The organism is Frateuria sp. GZRe12, from assembly GCF_051900535.1.
GTDB lineage: Bacteria > Pseudomonadota > Gammaproteobacteria > Xanthomonadales > Rhodanobacteraceae > Frateuria_A.
Map to the genome: position 1 here is coordinate 773,027 of NZ_JBHZGI010000001.1, position 18,331 is coordinate 791,357.

The 18,331-nt window shown below is 68.5% G+C and carries 19 protein-coding genes; 12 read left to right on the plus strand and 7 right to left on the minus strand.

The window, feature by feature from the left end; all coding sequences use genetic code 11:
• The first annotated feature begins 136 nt into the window (after window positions 1-136).
• The 3 genes from ACFWZ4_RS03480 to ACFWZ4_RS03490 all read left to right on the plus strand — a co-directional run bounded on the left by ACFWZ4_RS03480 (window position 137) and on the right by ACFWZ4_RS03490 (window position 4,663).
• On the plus strand, window positions 137-1,984 hold the full coding sequence (locus ACFWZ4_RS03480; RefSeq protein ID WP_439703327.1) for a DEAD/DEAH box helicase: 1,848 nt from the start codon (window positions 137-139) through the stop codon (window positions 1,982-1,984).
• A gap of 206 nt (window positions 1,985-2,190) precedes the next feature.
• Entirely contained in the window at window positions 2,191-3,801 is a 1,611-nt protein-coding gene (locus ACFWZ4_RS03485) for a sulfotransferase (RefSeq protein WP_439703328.1), read from the plus strand.
• Window positions 3,802-3,880: 79 nt separating this feature from the next.
• Complete coding sequence (locus ACFWZ4_RS03490) at window positions 3,881-4,663, plus strand: dioxygenase family protein (protein ID WP_439703329.1); 783 nt, start codon at window positions 3,881-3,883, stop codon at window positions 4,661-4,663.
• A 4-nt stretch (window positions 4,664-4,667) separates the two neighbouring features.
• Here ACFWZ4_RS03490 and ACFWZ4_RS03495 read toward each other — a convergent pair whose 3' ends face one another.
• Window positions 4,668-5,006, minus strand: a complete 339-nt coding sequence (locus ACFWZ4_RS03495) for a cupredoxin domain-containing protein (protein WP_439703330.1) — start codon at window positions 5,004-5,006, stop codon at window positions 4,668-4,670.
• Window positions 5,003-5,941: a metallophosphoesterase family protein gene (locus tag ACFWZ4_RS03500; RefSeq protein ID WP_439703331.1), complete on the minus strand. Its 939-nt coding sequence runs from the start codon at window positions 5,939-5,941 to the stop codon at window positions 5,003-5,005. Before ACFWZ4_RS03500 ends, ACFWZ4_RS03495 begins: the two co-directional genes overlap by 4 nt.
• 152 nt (window positions 5,942-6,093) lie before the next feature.
• Between ACFWZ4_RS03500 and ACFWZ4_RS03505 the strand changes: the two genes are divergently transcribed.
• A complete protein-coding gene (locus ACFWZ4_RS03505) occupies window positions 6,094-6,663 on the plus strand; it encodes a sigma-70 family RNA polymerase sigma factor (protein WP_439703332.1) in 570 nt (189 codons plus the stop codon).
• A complete protein-coding gene (locus tag ACFWZ4_RS03510; RefSeq protein WP_439703333.1) occupies window positions 6,650-7,420 on the plus strand; it encodes an anti-sigma factor family protein in 771 nt (256 codons plus the stop codon). Before ACFWZ4_RS03505 ends, ACFWZ4_RS03510 begins: the two co-directional genes overlap by 14 nt.
• A 5-nt stretch (window positions 7,421-7,425) precedes the next feature.
• Here the strand turns inward: ACFWZ4_RS03510 and ACFWZ4_RS03515 are convergent, their stop codons facing one another.
• Together ACFWZ4_RS03515 and ypfJ are read right to left on the minus strand one after the other, a co-directional pair.
• Window positions 7,426-7,812: a YkgJ family cysteine cluster protein gene (locus ACFWZ4_RS03515; protein ID WP_439703334.1), complete on the minus strand. Its 387-nt coding sequence runs from the start codon at window positions 7,810-7,812 to the stop codon at window positions 7,426-7,428.
• Window positions 7,813-8,057: 245 nt separating this feature from the next.
• The gene (gene ypfJ, locus ACFWZ4_RS03520) at window positions 8,058-8,924 is read right to left on the minus strand and encodes a KPN_02809 family neutral zinc metallopeptidase (RefSeq protein WP_439703335.1); all 867 of its coding nucleotides are present in this window, start codon (window positions 8,922-8,924) and stop codon (window positions 8,058-8,060) included.
• A 114-nt stretch (window positions 8,925-9,038) separates the two neighbouring features.
• Between ypfJ and ACFWZ4_RS03525 the strand changes: the two genes are divergently transcribed.
• From ACFWZ4_RS03525 to ACFWZ4_RS03545, 5 genes are all read left to right on the plus strand, one after another.
• Entirely contained in the window at window positions 9,039-9,434 is a 396-nt protein-coding gene (locus ACFWZ4_RS03525; protein ID WP_439703336.1) for an MAPEG family protein, read from the plus strand.
• 164 nt (window positions 9,435-9,598) lie between these two features.
• On the plus strand, window positions 9,599-10,327 hold the full coding sequence (locus tag ACFWZ4_RS03530) for a lysostaphin resistance A-like protein (RefSeq protein WP_439703337.1): 729 nt from the start codon (window positions 9,599-9,601) through the stop codon (window positions 10,325-10,327).
• 108 nt (window positions 10,328-10,435) lie between these two features.
• Window positions 10,436-11,041 carry a hypothetical protein gene (locus tag ACFWZ4_RS03535; protein ID WP_439703338.1) on the plus strand — a complete coding sequence of 202 codons (606 nt, stop codon included), beginning with the start codon at window positions 10,436-10,438 and terminating at the stop codon, window positions 11,039-11,041.
• A gap of 21 nt (window positions 11,042-11,062) precedes the next feature.
• On the plus strand, window positions 11,063-12,496 hold the full coding sequence (locus ACFWZ4_RS03540; RefSeq protein WP_439703339.1) for a phospholipase effector Tle1 domain-containing protein: 1,434 nt from the start codon (window positions 11,063-11,065) through the stop codon (window positions 12,494-12,496).
• A 19-nt stretch (window positions 12,497-12,515) separates the two neighbouring features.
• Window positions 12,516-13,088 carry a hypothetical protein gene (locus ACFWZ4_RS03545; protein WP_439703340.1) on the plus strand — a complete coding sequence of 191 codons (573 nt, stop codon included), beginning with the start codon at window positions 12,516-12,518 and terminating at the stop codon, window positions 13,086-13,088.
• A 212-nt stretch (window positions 13,089-13,300) separates the two neighbouring features.
• Here the strand turns inward: ACFWZ4_RS03545 and ACFWZ4_RS03550 are convergent, their stop codons facing one another.
• Window positions 13,301-13,873 carry a Maf family protein gene (locus tag ACFWZ4_RS03550; RefSeq protein ID WP_439703341.1) on the minus strand — a complete coding sequence of 191 codons (573 nt, stop codon included), beginning with the start codon at window positions 13,871-13,873 and terminating at the stop codon, window positions 13,301-13,303.
• Between the two features lie 161 nt (window positions 13,874-14,034).
• Between ACFWZ4_RS03550 and ACFWZ4_RS03555 the strand changes: the two genes are divergently transcribed.
• Window positions 14,035-15,534: a diguanylate cyclase gene (locus ACFWZ4_RS03555; protein WP_439703342.1), complete on the plus strand. Its 1,500-nt coding sequence runs from the start codon at window positions 14,035-14,037 to the stop codon at window positions 15,532-15,534.
• On the opposite strand, the gene ACFWZ4_RS03560 is transcribed toward ACFWZ4_RS03555, so the two are convergent.
• Window positions 15,524-15,973, minus strand: coding sequence for a GNAT family N-acetyltransferase (locus tag ACFWZ4_RS03560; protein ID WP_439703343.1), 450 nt, complete (start codon window positions 15,971-15,973; stop codon window positions 15,524-15,526). The two genes, ACFWZ4_RS03555 and ACFWZ4_RS03560, sit on opposite strands and share 11 nt — an antisense overlap.
• A 160-nt stretch (window positions 15,974-16,133) precedes the next feature.
• Here ACFWZ4_RS03560 and ACFWZ4_RS03565 point away from each other — a divergent pair, with 160 nt between their 5' ends.
• Window positions 16,134-16,667 carry a DUF4142 domain-containing protein gene (locus ACFWZ4_RS03565; RefSeq protein ID WP_439703344.1) on the plus strand — a complete coding sequence of 178 codons (534 nt, stop codon included), beginning with the start codon at window positions 16,134-16,136 and terminating at the stop codon, window positions 16,665-16,667.
• 67 nt (window positions 16,668-16,734) lie between these two features.
• On the opposite strand, the gene ACFWZ4_RS03570 is transcribed toward ACFWZ4_RS03565, so the two are convergent.
• Complete coding sequence (locus ACFWZ4_RS03570) at window positions 16,735-18,330, minus strand: GMC family oxidoreductase (RefSeq protein WP_439703345.1); 1,596 nt, start codon at window positions 18,328-18,330, stop codon at window positions 16,735-16,737.
• Window position 18,331: the final 1 nt, after the last annotated feature.

The following is an 18,331-nucleotide window of genomic DNA, read 5'->3' on the forward strand; positions in this document are numbered from 1 at the left end:
CACACAAGCGCCCGATCATAACCACGACCCGCCCACGCCACGTGTACTCGACGCCGACGCCACTGCGGCGAGGCTGCTAGAATGCCGCGCTGCGCGGCGCCGCCCTTGCTCGCCGCTGCCCATATCCGAGGTTCCCATGTCATCCCCCGTTCCAGGTCCCACGCCGGCCGACCACGACCCGGCGCCGGCCGGTTTTGCCGCGCTCGCGCTGCGTCCCGAAATCCAGCAGGCACTCGCCGACGTCGGCTATGAGTCGCCCTCGCCGATCCAGGCCGCCACGATCCCGCCGCTGCTCGAAGGCCGCGACGTGCTCGGCCAGGCGCAGACCGGCACCGGCAAGACCGCCGCGTTCGCGCTGCCGATCCTTTCGCGCATCGAGGCCAGGCCCGGCAAGCCGCAGGCGCTGGTGCTGGCGCCCACGCGCGAATTGGCCATCCAGGTGGCCGAAGCGTTCCAGCGCTACGCCGCGCACATCCCCGGCTTCCAGGTGCTGCCGATCTATGGCGGCCAGAGCTACGGCCCGCAGTTGCACGCGCTTCGCCGCGGCGTGCACGTCGTGGTGGGCACGCCCGGTCGCGTGATCGACCACCTGGACAAGGGCACGCTGGACCTTTCCGACCTCAAGTACCTGGTGCTCGACGAAGCCGACGAGATGCTGCGCATGGGCTTCATCGACGACGTCGAGAAAGTCCTCGAAGCGACGCCGCCGACCCGCCAGGTCGCGCTGTTCTCCGCGACCATGCCCGCGCCGATCCGCAAGATCGCGCAGCGCCACCTGAAGGAGCCGGTCGAGGTCACCATCAAGTCCTCGACCACCACCGCCGCCAACATCCGCCAGCGCTACTGGTTCGTTTCGGGCATGCACAAGCTCGATGCGCTGACCCGCATCCTTGAGGCCGAGCCGTTCGACGCGATGATCATCTTCGCGCGCACCAAGCAGGCGACCGAGGAGCTGGCCGAGAAACTCACCGCCCGCGGTCTGGCCGCCGCCGCGATCAACGGCGACATCGCCCAGCCGCAGCGCGAGCGCGTGATCCAGCAACTCAAGGATGGCAAGCTGGACATCCTGGTCGCCACCGACGTGGCCGCGCGCGGCCTGGACGTCGAGCGCATCAGCCACGTGTTCAACTACGACATCCCCTACGACACCGAAAGCTACGTGCACCGCATCGGCCGCACCGGCCGCGCGGGCCGCAGCGGCGAGGCGATCCTGTTCGTCACACCGCGCGAGAAGGGCATGCTGCGCGCGATCGAGCGGGCCACGCGCCAGCCGATCGAAGAGATGAAGCTGCCCACCGTCGAGGCAGTCAACGACGTGCGCATCGCCCGCTTCAAGCAGCGCATCACCGACACCATGGCGCAGGGCGAACTGGGCCAGTTCCAGCAGCTGATCGAACAGTACGAGCAGGAGCACAACGTGCCGGCGCTCGAGATCGCCGCCGCGCTGGCGCGGATCGCTCAGGGCGACCGCCCGCTGCTGCTGACGCCGCCGCCCAAGCTCGAGTACGAGCGCCGCGAACCGGCGCCGCGTGAAGCGCGCGAGCGCGATGGCGAACGCCGCCCGCCTCACGAGCGCAAGCCGCGCGAGGCCCGCGAGGGCGCCCCGCCGCGGAGCTTCGACAGCCGCCCGCCACGCCCGCACAACGCACCGGAGCCGGGCAAGCGCACCTATCGCATCGAGGTCGGCCACGAACATGGCGTCAAGCCCGGCAACATCGTCGGTGCGATTGCCAACGAGGCTGGTCTTGAAAGCGGATTCATCGGGCGCGTCAGCATCCGCGGCGACTACAGCCTGATCGACCTGCCCGACGGCATGCCCAAGGAAGTGTTCGATCACCTCAAGAAGGTCTGGGTAAGCCAGCAGCAGCTGCGCATCAGCGAATGGGACGGCACGGAAGAACCGGCCGGCGCCGCACCACCGCGCCGGCCGCGGCCGGGCGGATTCAAGCCACGCCAGGGTGGGAAGCCGCCGCGACACAAATGAAGCGTCGGGCGGGTCCTTCGCCCGCCCGAGTAGCCATCTGGCGGGCCCTTCGACTCTAGCCTGCAACCTACGCTCAGGGTCAATGGTTTCGGGCGGGGAGGGTTTGATTACCCAGGCCCCCACGACCCGTTCCGATTGAGCGTAGGTTTGCGCAGCGAGCGGAGCTGGCCCGGGTACCATCGCCTTTCCACCCGGCGAGATTTCCGATGTCTGCTTCCTGGCCCCGTCCCGAGCACCCGACCGACATGGCCACGCGCGTTGCCGGTTTGTCGCCGGGACAGCGCCAGCAGCTCGAGACGACGGCGCGGGCGATCCGCGATGGTGCACTGGCGCCCGCGCAGCAGATGCTCGGCGCCGTGCTGGCGGGCGCACCGGAACATCCGGAGGCCCTGCGCATGCTCGGCATCCTGCATACCCGGGCCCGGCAGTACGACGCCGCACGCGAGGCGCTGGGCGCGGTGCTGCGGCAGTGGCAGGACGATCCCCTGGCGCTCACCGACCTGGGCAATGCCGAGCAGGCGGCCGGCGACATCGAGGCGGCGCTCGCGCACTGGCGGAAGGCCTGCGCGCTGGCGCCGGACTATCCGGTGGGCTGGTTCAACCTGGGCCGCAACCTGCAGGTGCTGGGCTACACCGAACCCGCGGTGGAGGCGCTGGAACGCGCCTGCTCGCTGGAGGCGACCCTGCTTCCCGCCCACGTGCTGCTCGGCGATGCGCTCGTGCACCTGGGCCGTTTCGTGGAAGCCGACCAGCGCTACCGCGCGGCCCTCGCGCTGCACCCGGCCTGCGGGGACGCCTGGCGCGGGCTGGCAAACATCAAGACGCGGCCGCTTTCGGAAGACGATCGGGCCCGGCTCGCTGCCCTGCTCGCACGCGCTGACGTGCCCGAGCCCGATCGCATCGCCATGGGTTTCGCGCTCGGCAAGGCCAGCGAAGACCAGGGTCGCTACGAGGACGCATTCGCCGCCCTGGGCGACGCCAACGCGCGCCAGCGTCGACTGGCCCCGTGGCACGCCGGCGGCTTCCATGCGTTCGTGGAATCGGTGGTCGCCGCCGGTGCGAAGCTGCCGGCGCCGGTCGACCCCGCGCAGGGCGGCGAGGCGATATTCATCGTCGGCCTGCCGCGTTCGGGCTCCACGCTTTTCGAACAGATCCTCGCCGCGCATCCCATGGTGGAGGGCGCCAGCGAACTGCCGGACCTGGGCGAGGTGCTGGTGGAGGAGTCCAGCCGACGCGGCCAGCCGTTCCCCCGATGGGTACCGTCCGCCACGGCACAGGACTGGCAGCGCATGGGCCAGCGCTACCTCGAGCGCACCGCGCGATGGCGCCGGCAGCGCCCTCGATTCACCGACAAGCTGCCGGAAAACTGGCTCTACGCCGGCGTGCTGGGCGCGATGCTGCCGGACGCGCGCATCGTCGACGTGCGGCGCGATGCGCTGGAGGCCGGCTGGTCGTGCTTCAAGCAGCAGTTCTACCGGTTGCCGCACTTCGCCTGCACGCTGTCGGACATCGCAGCCTACGTGCGGGACTACGAGGCGGCGCTGGATCGCTGGCAGGCCACGGCGTCGGAGCGCATCCGCACCCAGCGCTACGAGGCGTTGCTGGCCGATCCGGAAGGCGAGATCCGCGCCCTGCTCGACTTCTGCGGCCTGCCGTTCGATGCGGCCTGCCTCGACTTCCACCGCGCCATGCGCGCCATCCGCACGCCCAGCGCCGCGCAGGTCCGCCAGCCGCTCAGCCGCGACACCGCGCGCGCCGAGCACTATGGCCGCCTGCTCGATCCGCTGCGCCTAGGATTGGGCAGGCCGCTGGCGTAACGGCCAGCTTGCGGGCGCGGGTTTCGCCCCGATTTATCCAGGACATCGCCCGCGAATGCGCGCCACAGGTTCCCGGATCATGACCACCCTGCCCAGCCTCTACATCTCCCACGGCTCGCCGATGACCGCGCTCCAGCCGGGGCCCGTGCGCGAGCGCCTGGGCGAACTGGCCGCCCAGCTGCCGCGCCCGCAGGCGATCGTGATCGCTACCGCGCACTGGCTGAGCGATGGCCCCCAGGTGGGCGGCGCGGCGCAGCCCGAAACGGTGCACGACTTCTTCGGCTTTCCCGCCGAGCTCTATGAGATCCACTATCCCGCCCCGGGCGCCCCCGCACTGGCCGATCGTGTCCTGGGGATGCTCTCGCAAGCCGGCCTGGACGCCCGCCTCGACCCGCAACACGGGCTGGACCACGGCGCCTGGGTGCCATTGCGCCTGCTCTATCCGGCAGCGGACATACCGGTCGTGCCGATCTCGATCCAGCCCGGACGCGATCCGGCCCACCACCTCGCGGTCGGCCGCGCGCTGGCATCGTTGCGCGACGAAGGCGTGCTGGTGATCGGTTCGGGCAGCATTACCCACAACCTGGGCGACCTGCGCATGGGCTATGGCGCGGAGCGCGAAGCACCGTACGTGCGTCCGTTCATCGGCTGGGTGGAAGAGCGCCTGTCCGCAGGCGACGTGGATGCACTGCTCGATTACCGCCGGCAGGCGCCCTTCGCCCAGCGCGCCCATCCGACCGACGAACACCTGCTGCCGCTGTTCGTGGCGCTCGGCGCCGCGGGCGCGCAACCGCGCGCGCAGCGCATCGAGGCTGGTATCGATTACGGCATCCTGGCGATGGACATCTACCGCTTCGGTTGAGGCGCTACTGCACCACCACGGTACCGACCATCATCGGATGGATGGCGCAGTAATAGGTGTAGGTGCCGGGCCTGGCGAAGGTCACCGCGTAACTGTCGTCGGTGTCCAGCGCCGCGGAGGATTTGAATGCCCCGCCCGCGCTGGTGACGGTGTGCGGTTCCTCGTCCAGGTTGGTCCATACCACGCGCGTGCCGGCGTGGACGGTGAGCGCTTTCGGGCCGAACGCGAAGTTTCGTATCTCCACTTTCACGGTCGTAGCCTGCGTTGCACCGACGCTCGCCGGCAGGAAGGCCGACACCAAGGCGACGGCGAGCGCACCGGGCAGACGCCACCGACCGCTCACGGCAACACCTCCTCGGTGACGGCAAGCGCCTGGCGGCCGCGCACGTGCCGCACCTCCCGCACACCGATGTAGCTGTGCAAGCGGCCGGGCGGCACGTCCTGCAACGGACCCGGTCCCGCCCCCATGCCGGGCGGCGGCTGCGGGTACGCCGTGGAGCGCGCGGTGTGGAAAGTGATCGTGCCCTCGACCTTCTGCTGGATCTGGTGGATATGCCCGTTGAGCACACTGACCGAACCGAACCGGCGCAGGTAACCCATTGCCTGCGCGCTGTCGTCGGTGCCCCATCCCCACTGCGGGTACAGCGGCCACATCGGCATGTGCGCGAACACCACCACCGGCGCCTCCGCTGACAGCGGCGCCAGATCCTTCTTCAGCCAGGCCAATTGGTCAGGCCCGAGGAACCCAAGCCCGCCTGCCTTCAGGTTGAGCACGTTGACCAGGCCGACGAAGTGCACGCCCCGATGGTCGAAGCTGTACCAGCCGCCGGGCTGTTGATGCTGGCCGAAACGGCGGAAGAATTCCGCGCCGTTGTCGCCGATCACGTCGTGCTCGCCCGGCACGTAGAACACCTGGCGCGCACGGCGCTCGCCCATCACGCCGGCGAGCGTCTCGAACTCCTCGGGACGGGACAAGTGGGTGAGGTCGCCGGTGTGGATCAGGAAATCCGGCCGCCGCGGCTGCGCATCGACCAGCGCCAGCGAGGCGCGCAGCGAGCCGACCACGTCGAGGTTGGGTGCCTTGTGGAAGCCGATGTGCGAGTCGCTGACCTGGACGAAGCTGAAGCTGGCATCCGGGTCCGGCCGGGCGCTGGCGTCGAGCGTGCGCGCATGCAGCACGCCGCCCTTCATCAGCCAGAGGGTGCCGGTACCGGCCCAGGCCATGCATTTGAGGAACTGGCGCCGGTCGATCGGTGCGTCGTCGCGGGAATCGTTCATGTCGGGTACTCCGGTGGAGCGCATGCCGGATGGCGCGCGCAGGACGCATGGAGGATCCGCGCGTTCCTCCCTGCGTTACCGCGCGGACGGACCGCCTATTCCGGCCATAACGCGCCGGGAATAAAGTCGCCGCGAGCGAGGTACCCACCGTTATGTCCGCCGATTCGTTCGCCGCCCCACCCCACGACGCCGTCGTCACGGCGCGCTTCGAAACCGCGGTATTGCCCTGGCTGGATGCGGCCTACAACCTGGCCCGGTGGCTGGTGCGCAACGACGCCGACGCCCAGGACGTCGTGCAGGAATCGCTGCTGCGTGCGTTGCGCTATTTCGGCAGCTTCCGCGGCGGCGATGCCCGCGTCTGGCTGCTCGCGATCGTGCGCAACACCTGCTACACCCTGCATGCCCGACACGCGCCCGAAGGCCAGCGCGAGAGCCTGGACGACGAGGTCCTGGCATTGCCCGACGAGGGGCCTTCGCCGGAGGCGCGCACGCTGTTGGCGGTGGACATCGGCTCGCTGCAGCAGGCGCTCGAACGCCTGCCGCCGCCGCTGCGCGAGGTGATCGTGCTGCGCGAACTCGAGGAGTGTTCCTACAAGGAGATCGCGGCGGTCACCGGACAGAAGATCGGCACCGTGATGTCCCGGCTGGCGCGGGCGCGCGAACGGCTGCGCGCCGACCTTTCCCCATCCTCGACGGAGGCAGGCCGCCATGACGTGCGATGAGATCCGGCTGCTGCTGCATGCCTACCTGGACGACGAACTGGACGCGGCGCAAAGCGCGTCGTTGCTGGCACACCTGAGCACCTGCAACGCCTGCGCCGCCCGTTACGAAGACCACGCCCAGCTGCGCACGGCACTGGCGCAACCGGGGTTGTACCGTCGCGCGCCGGATGCGCTGCGTTCGCGGTGGCGAGCGACTGCACCGGTCGCCGCACCGGCCTCTTCCGCGGCCAGGCCGCGACGTGGCCCGCTCGCGTTCGCTCTGGCCGCGGGCTTTGCCGGCGCGCTGCTGCTCACCAGCCCGGCCTGGATCGGTAGCCTGCGCGCTCCCGGCACGGCGGACGACATCCTGGTCGCGCAGGCCGTTTCCGGCCACCTGCGTTCGCTGCAGCCACAACATCTGATGGACGTGGCGTCCACCGACCGGCACACGGTCAAGCCATGGTTCGAGGGCCGCCTGGATTTCTCGCCCGAAGTGAAGGACCTGGCCAGCGAGGGCTTCCCGCTGGCGGGCGGCCGTCTGGACGTGGTCGGCGGACGCACCGTCGCGGCCCTGGTGTACCGCCGGCACCTGCACGTCATCAACGTTTTCCAGTGGCCGGGAGAGGCCGCTGCCGACCCGCAGCCCTATCGCCAGCATGGCTACACCGCGATCGAGTGGAGCGGCGGGGGGATGCGTTACGTCGCCGTCTCGGACCTCAACGAGGCGGAACTGCGGCAATTCGTGCGCGAGTTCCGCGAGGGTGCGCCCCTGCGCTGAGACTTTCAGGCGCTCTGCGGCAACGGCGGCGCGCTGTCACCGGGGGGATCCAGCCAGTCTTCCGGCGTCAGCGGGCGCAGGCCATGGGCGATGCGGCCCTTGTCGCACTGCAGGCTGTGCCGGCCGAACTCCCACGACGGCTCGACCTCCCGGCACACCGAGGGTTTGATGGGATGGATGCCGCAATAGGCCGCCTCGCCGATGGTTCCCTTCAGCGCCACGCAGCGCGGCTGCCTGGCCTGCGTACCACGCATCACTACGCGGTGCGGGTCCAGCTTTTCGGTGAGTTCCACCGGCACCGTGCCGCCCAGGAAGGGATCGGTTTCGGACCAGTGGAAGGCGATGCGGAAGAAGGCGCAGCAGGCGCCGCAACTCAGGCAGGGATGGGCCATGGACCGAACGGGAAGGCGCACCCCCTGGCGCGCAGCGCGCGGATTCTAGGGCGTGGCGAGCTCTGGCGGAAGATGCCGATGGCGGCAAAAAAAGCTTTGCCGGCAGTTGTTTAGCGCGGGTTGGGTTTCGGCGGCGAGGAATCTCCGACTTCGCCTGGCTACGCTCGGGGTGAACGACAACTTCGAACCGCCCCTGATCCCGAAGGGGCCGAAATCAAACGGCCTGCATGCCGCGGCAACCCAAATCAGATATCTCCGGAAAACGTGTCGCAACGGGACACCTGCCCGCTCTCCAGCCCCGCCTTGAACCACTTCACCCGCTGCGCCGAGGTGCCATGAGTGAACGAGTCGGGCACCACCGTTCCCCGGGTCTCGCGCTGCAGTGTGTCGTCGCCGATCTTGCTGGCGGCGTTCAACGCCTCCTCGACATCCCCGGCCTGCAGCCAGTGCAACCGCTGCTCGCTGCGGTTGGCCCACACGCCTGCAAAGCAGTCGGCCTGCAGTTCCTGGCGAACCGAAAGGCCGTTGGCGCCCTCCATCGGCGCGCCCCGTTCGCGCGCCTGTTGCACCTGGTCGAACACGCCCAGCAACTTCTGCACGTGATGGCCCACCTCGTGCGCGATCACGTATGCGCGTGCGAAGTCGCCGGCCGCGCCGAATCGATCCTGCAGTTCCTGGAAAAACGAGAGGTCGAGATAGACCTTCTGGTCACCCGGGCAGTAGAACGGACCCACCGCGGTGGAAGCCAGCCCGCACGCTGTGCGCACGCCGCCGCTGAACAGGTCCAGCGTCGGATCGACGTACTGGCGCCCGTTGGCGGCAAAGATGTCACCCCAGGTCTTCTCGGTCGACCCCAGGATCGCGCTGACGAAGTCGCGTTGCTGCGGGTCGACCTGGGCCGGCTCGCTCACCTGCGTCGTGGTCGGGCCGGCCTGACCGCCCTGGTCGAGCAGCGCCGTCGGATCCTTGAAGAACACCCAGCCCAGGATGGCCAGCACGATCAGGCCGCCGATGCCCATCCCGCGACCACCACCGAAGCCGAAACCGCCGCCGCCACCGCGCCCGCTGTCGACCTCCACGTTCCGGCTACGCTCGCCTTTCTGCCAGTCCATGCCGTCCGCCTCGCCATGCGCCGCAGCGCGGTCAGGGCACCCTAACCGCCGGCACGTCTCCCGCGTGTGGACGTTGCCGCTACAGTAGGCCACCGTTCAACTGCGCAATCCTCCATGAAAGAAAACCTGCCCGCCCTGGTCACCCTGCTCGCCGTCCTGCTGATGTTCGGCACCGCCTTCGCGGTGGGCCGGGCACGTGGCCGTTACCAGGTCCACGCGCCGGCGACCAGCGGCCACCCGGCATTCGAGCGGGCGTTCCGCGTGCAGATGAACACGCTCGAGGCCGCGCTGCTGTTCCTGCCCACGCTGTGGCTGGCGGCGCACTACGGCTTCGCCTTCTGGGCGGGTATCGCCGGCCTGGTCTGGCTGGTCGCGCGGACCTGGTACGCGCTGGCCTACCTGCAGGAGGCTGCCAGGCGTGGCGGCGGTTTCGTGCTCGGCATGGCCGCATGGGCGGCGACGTTGCTCATGGCATTGACCGGCCTGGGTCGCGCGATGCTGGTGGGTTGAACGGTCCGCAGGATTGCGCCGCGCCCGGCCCCGCGGCTAGCGTGGGCGATCGGGCCACGCACGTCCGTCCTTTTCCCGCAGGTTGTTTCCGGCCGATGCCCTCCCGCCCGCTCCACCCATCGCTGCACGATGCGCGGCTGCCCCACTTGGGCAGCGCGATCGGCATGATCGTTCTTTATTTCGCGCTGCAGTTCCTCGCCAGCGGCCTGATCGGGGTCGGGCTGGGTTTTGCGCTGGGCGTCTCCGGCGCGCCGGCGGCCGGCATGGCCGCGCGCATCAAGGCGGTGCTGGCTCAGCCGGATACCAATGCGTTGATGGTGATCCTGACGCTGCTGCTGGCTGCCAGCGTGACCATCGTGCTGGTGCGAAGGCTGTGGCCCGCGGCCTGGTCGCATGGCGCACCGCCCGGCCTGGGTTTGACGCGCCCGGGCCGCCCCCTGTTCTACCTGGCGGCGGTGCTGCTCGGCCTAGCCCTGCCGATCGCCGGCGGCTGGCTGACCCGCTGGGTGGCGCACGGCCACCCGGTCACCCAGGACGTCAAGCAGATCGGCGGCGCCGCCTCGCTGTTGCTGCGCCTGCCGCTGGCGCTGGTGGTGGTCAGCCTGGGCCCGCTGGTCGAGGAACTGCTCTTCCGCGGTGCCCTGCTCTCGGCGCTGTTGCGGCGGATGCATGCCGGCTGGGCGATCGCGGTCAGCTCCCTGCTGTTCGCCTGCGTGCACCTGCCGGACCTGGGCTTCCTCTGGTACGCGGTGCCCAACCTGGCCCTGCTGGCCGCGGCGCTGGCCTGGCTGCGGCTGCGATCGGGCTCGCTATGGCCCGCGGTGGTCGCGCATGGCGTGAACAACCTGCTGGCGGTGGTCGCCTGGTTCGTGGCCGCCTCGGGCATCCATTAGAAGATCGGCAATCCCCGTCCCGTTTGTAGGGGATCGTCCATTGCGGTCTCGCGCCGGCATCGCCTAGATTCGACCTTCCCTTTTCCGCATCGAGCAGGACGCCCGATCATGCGACACGCCCGCCTTGCCTCCCGCGCCTTGCTGATTCTTATCGCACTGACAGGATGTCTATCTGCCATGGCATTTCCTTCCGATACCTCGACCAAGCATCCGGCGCCGAACCATTTTCCGCTGACGTTCAAGCGGCATGATTTTCGCGCCTATTGCTACAACACCATCGGATGCGAGGTGATTTACGCGAACAACAACTTCACTCGCCGTTACTACGGCGACAAGGTGGCACCGCCACCGCGCTCCCCCGATTACAGGGATGCCTGGGGTCTGGCGAGTTACCTCGGAATACCCAATTTTCCGCCACCTGCAGAGGTGAAGTGGAAGTCGTTGGACGGCGTCGCTCACGAGGCTTCGGTTGATATCGGTGCGATTTTCAAGGATGAGCTGATCCGATTCTCGGTGTCGAACGAAGAAATCGTCGAAGGCTTGTACCCCGGCCCCGGCCCCGCAGGCGAACCCAGCATTTTCCTGGAAGTGAATGACCGCACGATAAGCGTCTTCATGAAGGCGTTCATACCCACCAAGAAAGAGCAGGAGCCTGGCAACAAATACAGCAATTTCCGGGAGGATTTGGTTCTGGCCTGGACTCGCACCTACTGACGGCAGTGACCGGAGCCAAGGATGGGCAACGAAAATATCGCCGGCGATCTGCCGCAGGACGGCGTCTCCACTTATCTCGCGAGTAACAGCGACATGCAGCTGTATCGGGATGCCAATGTGGCGCTTTCTCGCTTCAAATCCCCTGTATTCCTTCATTCGGATGACCCTCATGAGCGGTTGTACGTCGCCGCTTTCGATGGCACCGGTAACGACAAATTCAAGGATCCGCTGCACGCCACCAACGTCGCCAAGATCGACATTCAGATGGAAGAGCTAGTTGATGGTGGTCGGCAAAACATCAGTGTTGGCTATATGCCCGGGCCAGGCACAGAGGCCCACTCAATCAGGCGTGTCCTTGATGGTGCGATCGGGTTTACACATGAAGCACGCGTCGAGGCAATGTACGCACAGTTTGTAGTGAAGGCAGCGGAGTGGCTTCGCGAGGACCCGCGGGCAACGATTAGACTTGCCGACATCGGCTTCAGCCGTGGAGCGGAAGAAGCGGCGAGCTTCGCGCGCTTGGTACACGAACGTGGCATCCAGGATCCTCGTGGAGCGATCTACACCCGCGACTCCCACGGCAACATCACCCACGTCGAATACACCAAACCGCCCCTGGTCGAACCAGGCAAGGTGGCCCAGGTCGTCGGGTTGTTCGACGCGGTGGGCACGGGCGCGCCGGTGAACGACTACGACCGGCGACTGCCGCCGTCGGTGATCTCGGGGGTGCAGATCTTTTCCAAGGATGAGCACCGCGGTCTGTTCAAGTCCGACCACATCATCGATCCGGGCCTGACCCCCGACGGGCGCTTCCTCGGCGTGCTGGTGCCGGGCGCGCACTCGGACGTCGGCGGAGGCTATCTGCGCAATGGCCTGTCCATACGCAGCGGCAATTTGATGGTCGATTACCTCAATTCGCTGAGCGACCGCGCCTTCCTCGAAAAGTCGCCCGAGCCGACCGACCCGCGCCTCAACGTCGTGCACCGCTCGACCGAGGGCCTATGGCTCTACCGGGTATGGGACAAGATCGACCGGCTCAAGCCGGAGGGATACAACACCCTGGAAGCACCTCGTCACCATCACCACGGTCGTCGCGTGACGGGCGATCCCTACAACGCCGAACCCCGCAACGAGGCCCTCAGCGGCGAGTTCGATTTTCGCGCCGTGGCGATCAGTTCCGTGCCGGACGCTACCCCGGAAACCGCCAGGGAGCCTGCCAGGGCCACCGCTGCGGACCCGGTCGATGCGATGGTCGAGCGGCTCTACCAGGCCGCCCTGAAGCAGGACGCCTGCGCAATGGACGCCGTGGCGGGCGATTACCTGCAATCACCCCAAGGGACCGCCTGGTGGCGCGAGATCCAGCAATACAGCCAGGCGATGCAGGCCCCGGAGCCTGCACTCGCTTATCAGGGACAGGCGGCGGAGCCGGCGATGGCGACCAACATGCAACGCTGAACCAACCCGAGGAGATGCCATGGACGGCGGCAATATCGATGACGTGAAACAACTGCTGGTCAAGCTCGCGGTCATCGCCGAGCAGCTCGACACGCGCGGCCGCGGTGCCCTGCAGCGCATCGATACCAGCGCAACGGCGCTCGATCGCAGCGCGCAACGCTGGACCGAAGGCGGCGAGGAGTTTTCCCGCAAGGTGCTGGAGACCCTCGGCGCGCAGGCACGCGACAGCATCGCCGGCGCCACCCGCCAGGCGCTGGCCCCTATGGACGCGCAGTTGCGCCACGCCGCCGACGCAGCGAAATGGGCGGCAGACGCGCTGGCCGAACAACGCAAGCTGCTCACCCAGGCGCAGCAGTCACTGGTCCGCAGGGGACTGCTCGCTCTGCTGGTGGGATCGGTGCTGGCGGCAGGCGGCAGCGGCTACCTGGCCTGGCGCAACATGCACAGCGCCGCGCTTGGTGGCGCCGTGCTGGAGGCCGTGCGCTCGGGCGCGCTCGTACGCTGCCCTGACAGCCGTTCGCTATGCGTCAGGATGGGTACCCGGCCGCGCCGCAGCGGAGCCCGGGGCGAATATCTGGTGGTCCAGCCGTAGACGAGCGTACCCCGGCAGGGAAGGACGCCACGTTCCCTGGTGCCCTTTGCCATCGGAGAGCGTAAGGATGGGCGCTTGCCAGCCCCCCGCCGCTTTCGGTCGAGAGCCCGGACTGAATCAGGCGAGAGGAATCCCGTCTTCCACCGATGGGGAGCAGCAACCGCGCGGCATGATTCCAGCAGCGCCAATCCTTGGCCGGACCGGGAGCAGGCTCAGCCCGGCAAGACGCCGAAGCCGCGCAACAGCCGCGCCGTCTCGAACAGCGGCAATCCCATCACCCCGGAATAGCTCCCTTCCAGATGTTCCACCAGCGCGGCGCCGCGCCCCTGGATGGCATAGCCGCCGGCCTTGCCGAACGGCTCCCCGGTGGCGACATAGGTGGCGATGGCCGCCTCGTCCAGCGGTGCGAAACGCACCTTCGATATGCAGAGCTCGCAGCGCGCCTGCTGCGCATCGACGCCCCATACCGCCGAGATCACCGCATGGGTCCGACCGGATAAGCGTCGCAACATTGCGGCAGCCTGCGCCGCGTCCGACGGCTTGCCGAACACCTCGTCCTCCAGCACGACCTCGGTATCCGAGCCGATTACCAGCGCGCCCGCGACATCCGCCACCAGGGCGAGCCCGGCCTGCGCCTTGTCGCGGGCGACACGGCCGACGTAGCGCTCCGGCGACTCGTCCCTGGCGCGTATCTCGGGTACGTCCACGTCCAGCGTCGTGTGGGCAACGCCGAGCTGCTGCAGCAGCTCGCGGCGGCGGGGAGATTGCGAGGCGAGATAAAGCATGGCGTGTCGGGACGAGGCGAAGAAACCAGCATAACGTCATCCGGGCGCGCACTTACCGCGACCCAGTCGGCACTGCGGCCGTGGTGGCGTTGTGCCCGACCCCGCCCGCTTCCACAATCGAGCCTCCCTGCCCGACATGCGCGGCTGCCACCGGGGGCTTCGTGAAACTTCAGAGCTGGACGCCCAGGATCTACGCGCCGCTCCTGCTCGGCCATCTCGGCGTGCTGCTGTTCGTCGGCGAGCGCTGGATCCTGGCGTCCAGCTACGCGTTCGTGCTGGCAATTCTGGCGTTCACCGTAATGCTGTGCTGGCGCCGGCTGCACCTTAGCGTCAACCACAACACGCCACTGTGGGGCCTGCTGCTCGGCGCGCTGCTCGCGCAATCGGCCGCCTTCGCACTGTTGCTGGTCGATGCCCTGCATCACCCTCAGGGCACGCTGGTGGCGTTCGATCCCACGTTCTACTTCTGCCTTGGAAGCTTCTGGCTGATCGCCGCGGCGGCCTACAACCCGCTGACCCCGGTGCGTCGGTGGACCACCGCCATCGACGGCGTGCTGGCCTGCGCCATCGTGGCGCTGTTCTACCTGATGCTGGTCCGATTGCTCGCCGCCGGCCATCCGGCGCAGGCCACGGGCCGTTACGTGATGTGGATGTTCGACGGCATGGGATTGTTCGTGGCGCTGTTCGCCACGCTTCGCTTCGTTGCCACGCGGCGCGCCGACGAACGGCGCTTCCATTTCGTGCTGGCCGCCTTCGCCTGGGTGGATGCGATCCTGCCGGCAATCCACAGCCGCTTCATCCTGGCAAGCGAATCGTGTCTGCCTGAGTGGCTGCTCGGATGGCCCTTCGTGATGCTGGGGCTACTGCTCAGCCGACGCCGAACCGTGTGGTTGCGCGGCTACCGACCAACGCCGCGCACCCGCCAGGTGGCGGCCAGCATCGCCCCGTTGATGCTGAGTCTGGCCTTGTGCCTGCTCGGCTTCGCCCAGCTCGGCGCGGACCGGCCGCTGGCGATGGGCGCGCTGATCCTGGCCGTCGCCGCCTATGGCGTGCGGACCACCGTGCTGCTGGGTTACCACCAGGCGGTGGAGGACGAGCTGCGCAGCCTGCGCCGCGACCTGCACCACAAGAGCGTTCGCGACGAGCTGACCGGCCTGCTCAACCGCGCCGGTTTCCGGCAGGTACTTCGACGCTCGTGGCAGGAAGCGGTGCGTGCACGACGGGCGTTCGGGATCGCCGTGGTGGACGTGGACAACTTCAAGTCCTTCAACGACACCTACGGCCACCTCGCCGGGGACGACTGCCTGTCGTTGGTCGCCCACACGCTGCGCCAGGAGGCCGGCATGCAGCCGGGCGTGGTGGCGGCGCGCTACGGCGGCGAGGAGTTCGTGATCCTGCTGAGCGACCTGGACATCGACCGCGCCGAAGCGGTCGTGCAACGGTTGCGGCTGCGCGTGGAAGCGCTGCAGGTTCGCCACATCAACTCCGCCCACGGTGCGGTCACGATCAGCGCCGGCGTGGCCGTGATGGCCGCGGGCACCACGCTGGCCAGCGAAAAGCTGCTGCGCGTCGCCGACGAGGCACTGTTCGCGGCCAAGCGCGGGGGACGCAACCAGGTCCGCCGAGCGGCCGTCGTGGCGGCATCGCCGGCTAAAGCGTGAGCGAGTACTCGCAGAACTGGCGATCGCGCTCCCAGCCCAGCGATTCGTACAGCGCCTGCGCAGGCGCATTGTCGAGCGCGGTCGACAATGACAGGCTGGCCGCCCCCAGCGCACGCGCATGCGCCGCCGCTTCGTGCAGCAACGCTGCCGCCACGCCCTGCCGGCGCGCCCGGGCCGCCACGAACATGTCGTTGAGCAGATAGGTGCGCACCATCCGCACCGAGGAAAACAGCGGATAGAGCTGGGTAAAGCCCAGCCCCGCGCCTTCGGCATCCAGCGCCAGCAGGATCACCGACTGGTGGTGCGCGAAGCGCGCGCCGAGGAAGGCGCGTGCGCCTTCGGGATCGGACGGCTTGCCGTAGAACTGCCGGTAGCCGTCGAACAACGGCACCAGCGTGTCGAGGTCATGGACGGTGGCCTGGCGAACCTGGACGGACATGGCAGTTCCGGAGAGGTTGGAAAGTGCGACCGTATCGGCCCGGTGGCGGCCGCACAAGCCTCGTCCGTGGCTTGGCGTTACCCACGCGTTCACGGCGTCTAGAGCACGCGTTGCCGGTACGGCGGCTAGCGTCGTAGGCCCCGCATCGACCGGACCTGCCATGAAGCTGCCCTTCCTGCCTTCCTTCCTCGCCCGCGGCCTGCTCGGTTTAGCGGTAGTCGCACTCGCCCTGCCCGCGCCAGCCGCAAACAATCCCACGCTGGACAAGCAGGAACAGGCGTTCGTCGCCAAGGCCACGGCCGACAACTCGATGCAGATCGAACTGGCCAAGGTTGCGCGGGACCGCTCCTCCTCGGCGCAGGTGCGCGAACTGGCCAAGGACATCATCGATGACCACGAGGCACTGAATCGCAAGTTCACCGATTTTTCGGTCGCCAGGAAGGCGCACGGCCAGGCTCACGGAACGCCGCCGGAGGACGTCACCGAGGACAAGCTGCGCCTGCAGCGGTTGCACGGCGACGCGCTGGACCAGGCGTTCGCCGGAATGATGGTCGCGGAGCACCAAAGGATCATCCCGCTCTACGAACGGGCCGCAAAGGATGGACACGATCCGAAATTGCGCCAGATCGCGCGGGACGGCCTGCCGATGTTGCGCGACCACCTTCGGTTAGCGCATGCCATTACGACGAAGTGAGGAGCCACGAACCCCGTAGGCGCACCTGCGGGGGGTGCCACAAGGCCTCGCCCCACGTCGGATCGGTTTATGGGTTATCGGCCAGCACGAACCGCGCGGCCATCTCGCCGATCATCGCCGAGGGTGCCTCGGTGTTGCCGCTGATCAATGCGGGCATGATCGAGGCGTCGGCGACGCGCAGCCCCCGGATGCCAAGCACGCGCAACCGCGGATCGACCACCGCGCCCTTATCGGCGCCCATGCGGCAGGTGCCCACCGGGTGGTAGATGGTGTCGGCGTGAGCGCGTATCAGCGCGCGCAGGCCATCGTCGTCCTCGCTGCCGGTGCCGTACAACAGCCGCCCGCCGTACGCCGCCAGCGCGGGCGCCGCCAGGATGCGCCGGACGATGCGCGCGCCCTCGACCAGAAGTTCCATGTCTTCCGGCGCCGAGAGAAAATCCGGATCGATCAGCGGTGCGGCCGCCACGTCCGCACCCGTCAGGCGCACGCGTCCCCGACTCGCCGGCCGCAATACGCAGACATGCAGCGCCAAGCCGGTGGACAGGTGCATGCGGCGGTTGTGGTCGTCGACCATGCCGATGCAGAAGTGGAGCTGCAGATCGGGCCGCGTGACCTCCGGCCGGCTGCGAATGAAGCCCCCGGCCTCGGCCGCGTTGCTGGTCAGCATGCCCTCGCCGCGCCGACGGTAGGCGCCGCCGCTGGCGACCATCCGTGCCAGCGTCGCCGGGTTCATGCCGAACAGGCCCTTGGCGCGGACACGCAGGTTGGCGGTGTAGTCGATGTGGTCCTGCAGATGCCTGCCCACGTCCGGCGCGTCCTGCACAACGGGGATGCCCAGCTCGCGCAGGTGCGCTCCCGGGCCGATGCCGGAAAGCATCAGCAACTGTGGCGAGCCGATCGCGCCACCGCAGAGGATGACTTCGCGCCGCGCAAGCAGGCGTTTTCCTCCGAGCAATACCCCGCTCGTGCGAAGCCCCTCGAACAGGATGCGCTGCGCCGGCCGCCCGGCCAGCACGCGCAGGTTCGGCCGCGCCTGGCCATCGCCCAGATACGCACGTCCGGCGTCGACCCGGCGGCCGTCGCGCTGGTACACCTGGTACAGGCCAACGCCTTCCTGGCGCAGGCCGTTGAAGTCGTCGTTGCGCGGATAACCACACTGCGCCGCCGCCTCCACGAACGCGCGGCTCATCGGGCTGGGCGAGCGCAGGTCGCTCACCGGCAGCGGCCCGCCGACGCCGTGCCAGGCATCGGCGCCGCGCTGGTTGTCCTCGATGCTGCGAAACACCGGCAGCACGTCGTCCCAGCTCCATCCCGCGCAGCCGAGCGCCGACCAGCCGTCGTAATCCTCGGGCTGGCCACGGGTGCAGATCATCGCGTTGATCAGGCTGCTGCCACCGACACCGCGCCCGCGCGGCACGTAGCCTCGGCGCCCGTCCAGGTGCGGTTGCGGCACCGTTTGATAGGCGTAGTTGTGCCGGCTGCGGAAGGGCACCAGCGCGGCGATGCCCATCGGCACGCGGCTCAGCCACGAGGGCGTGGCCGGACCGGTCTCGACCAGGAACACGGTCGGCCGACCTGGCGCATCGGCCAGTCGCGCGGCCACCGCGCAGCCGGCCGGGCCGGCGCCGACCACGATGAAATCGGCGCTCTCCCCGTCGCCCATG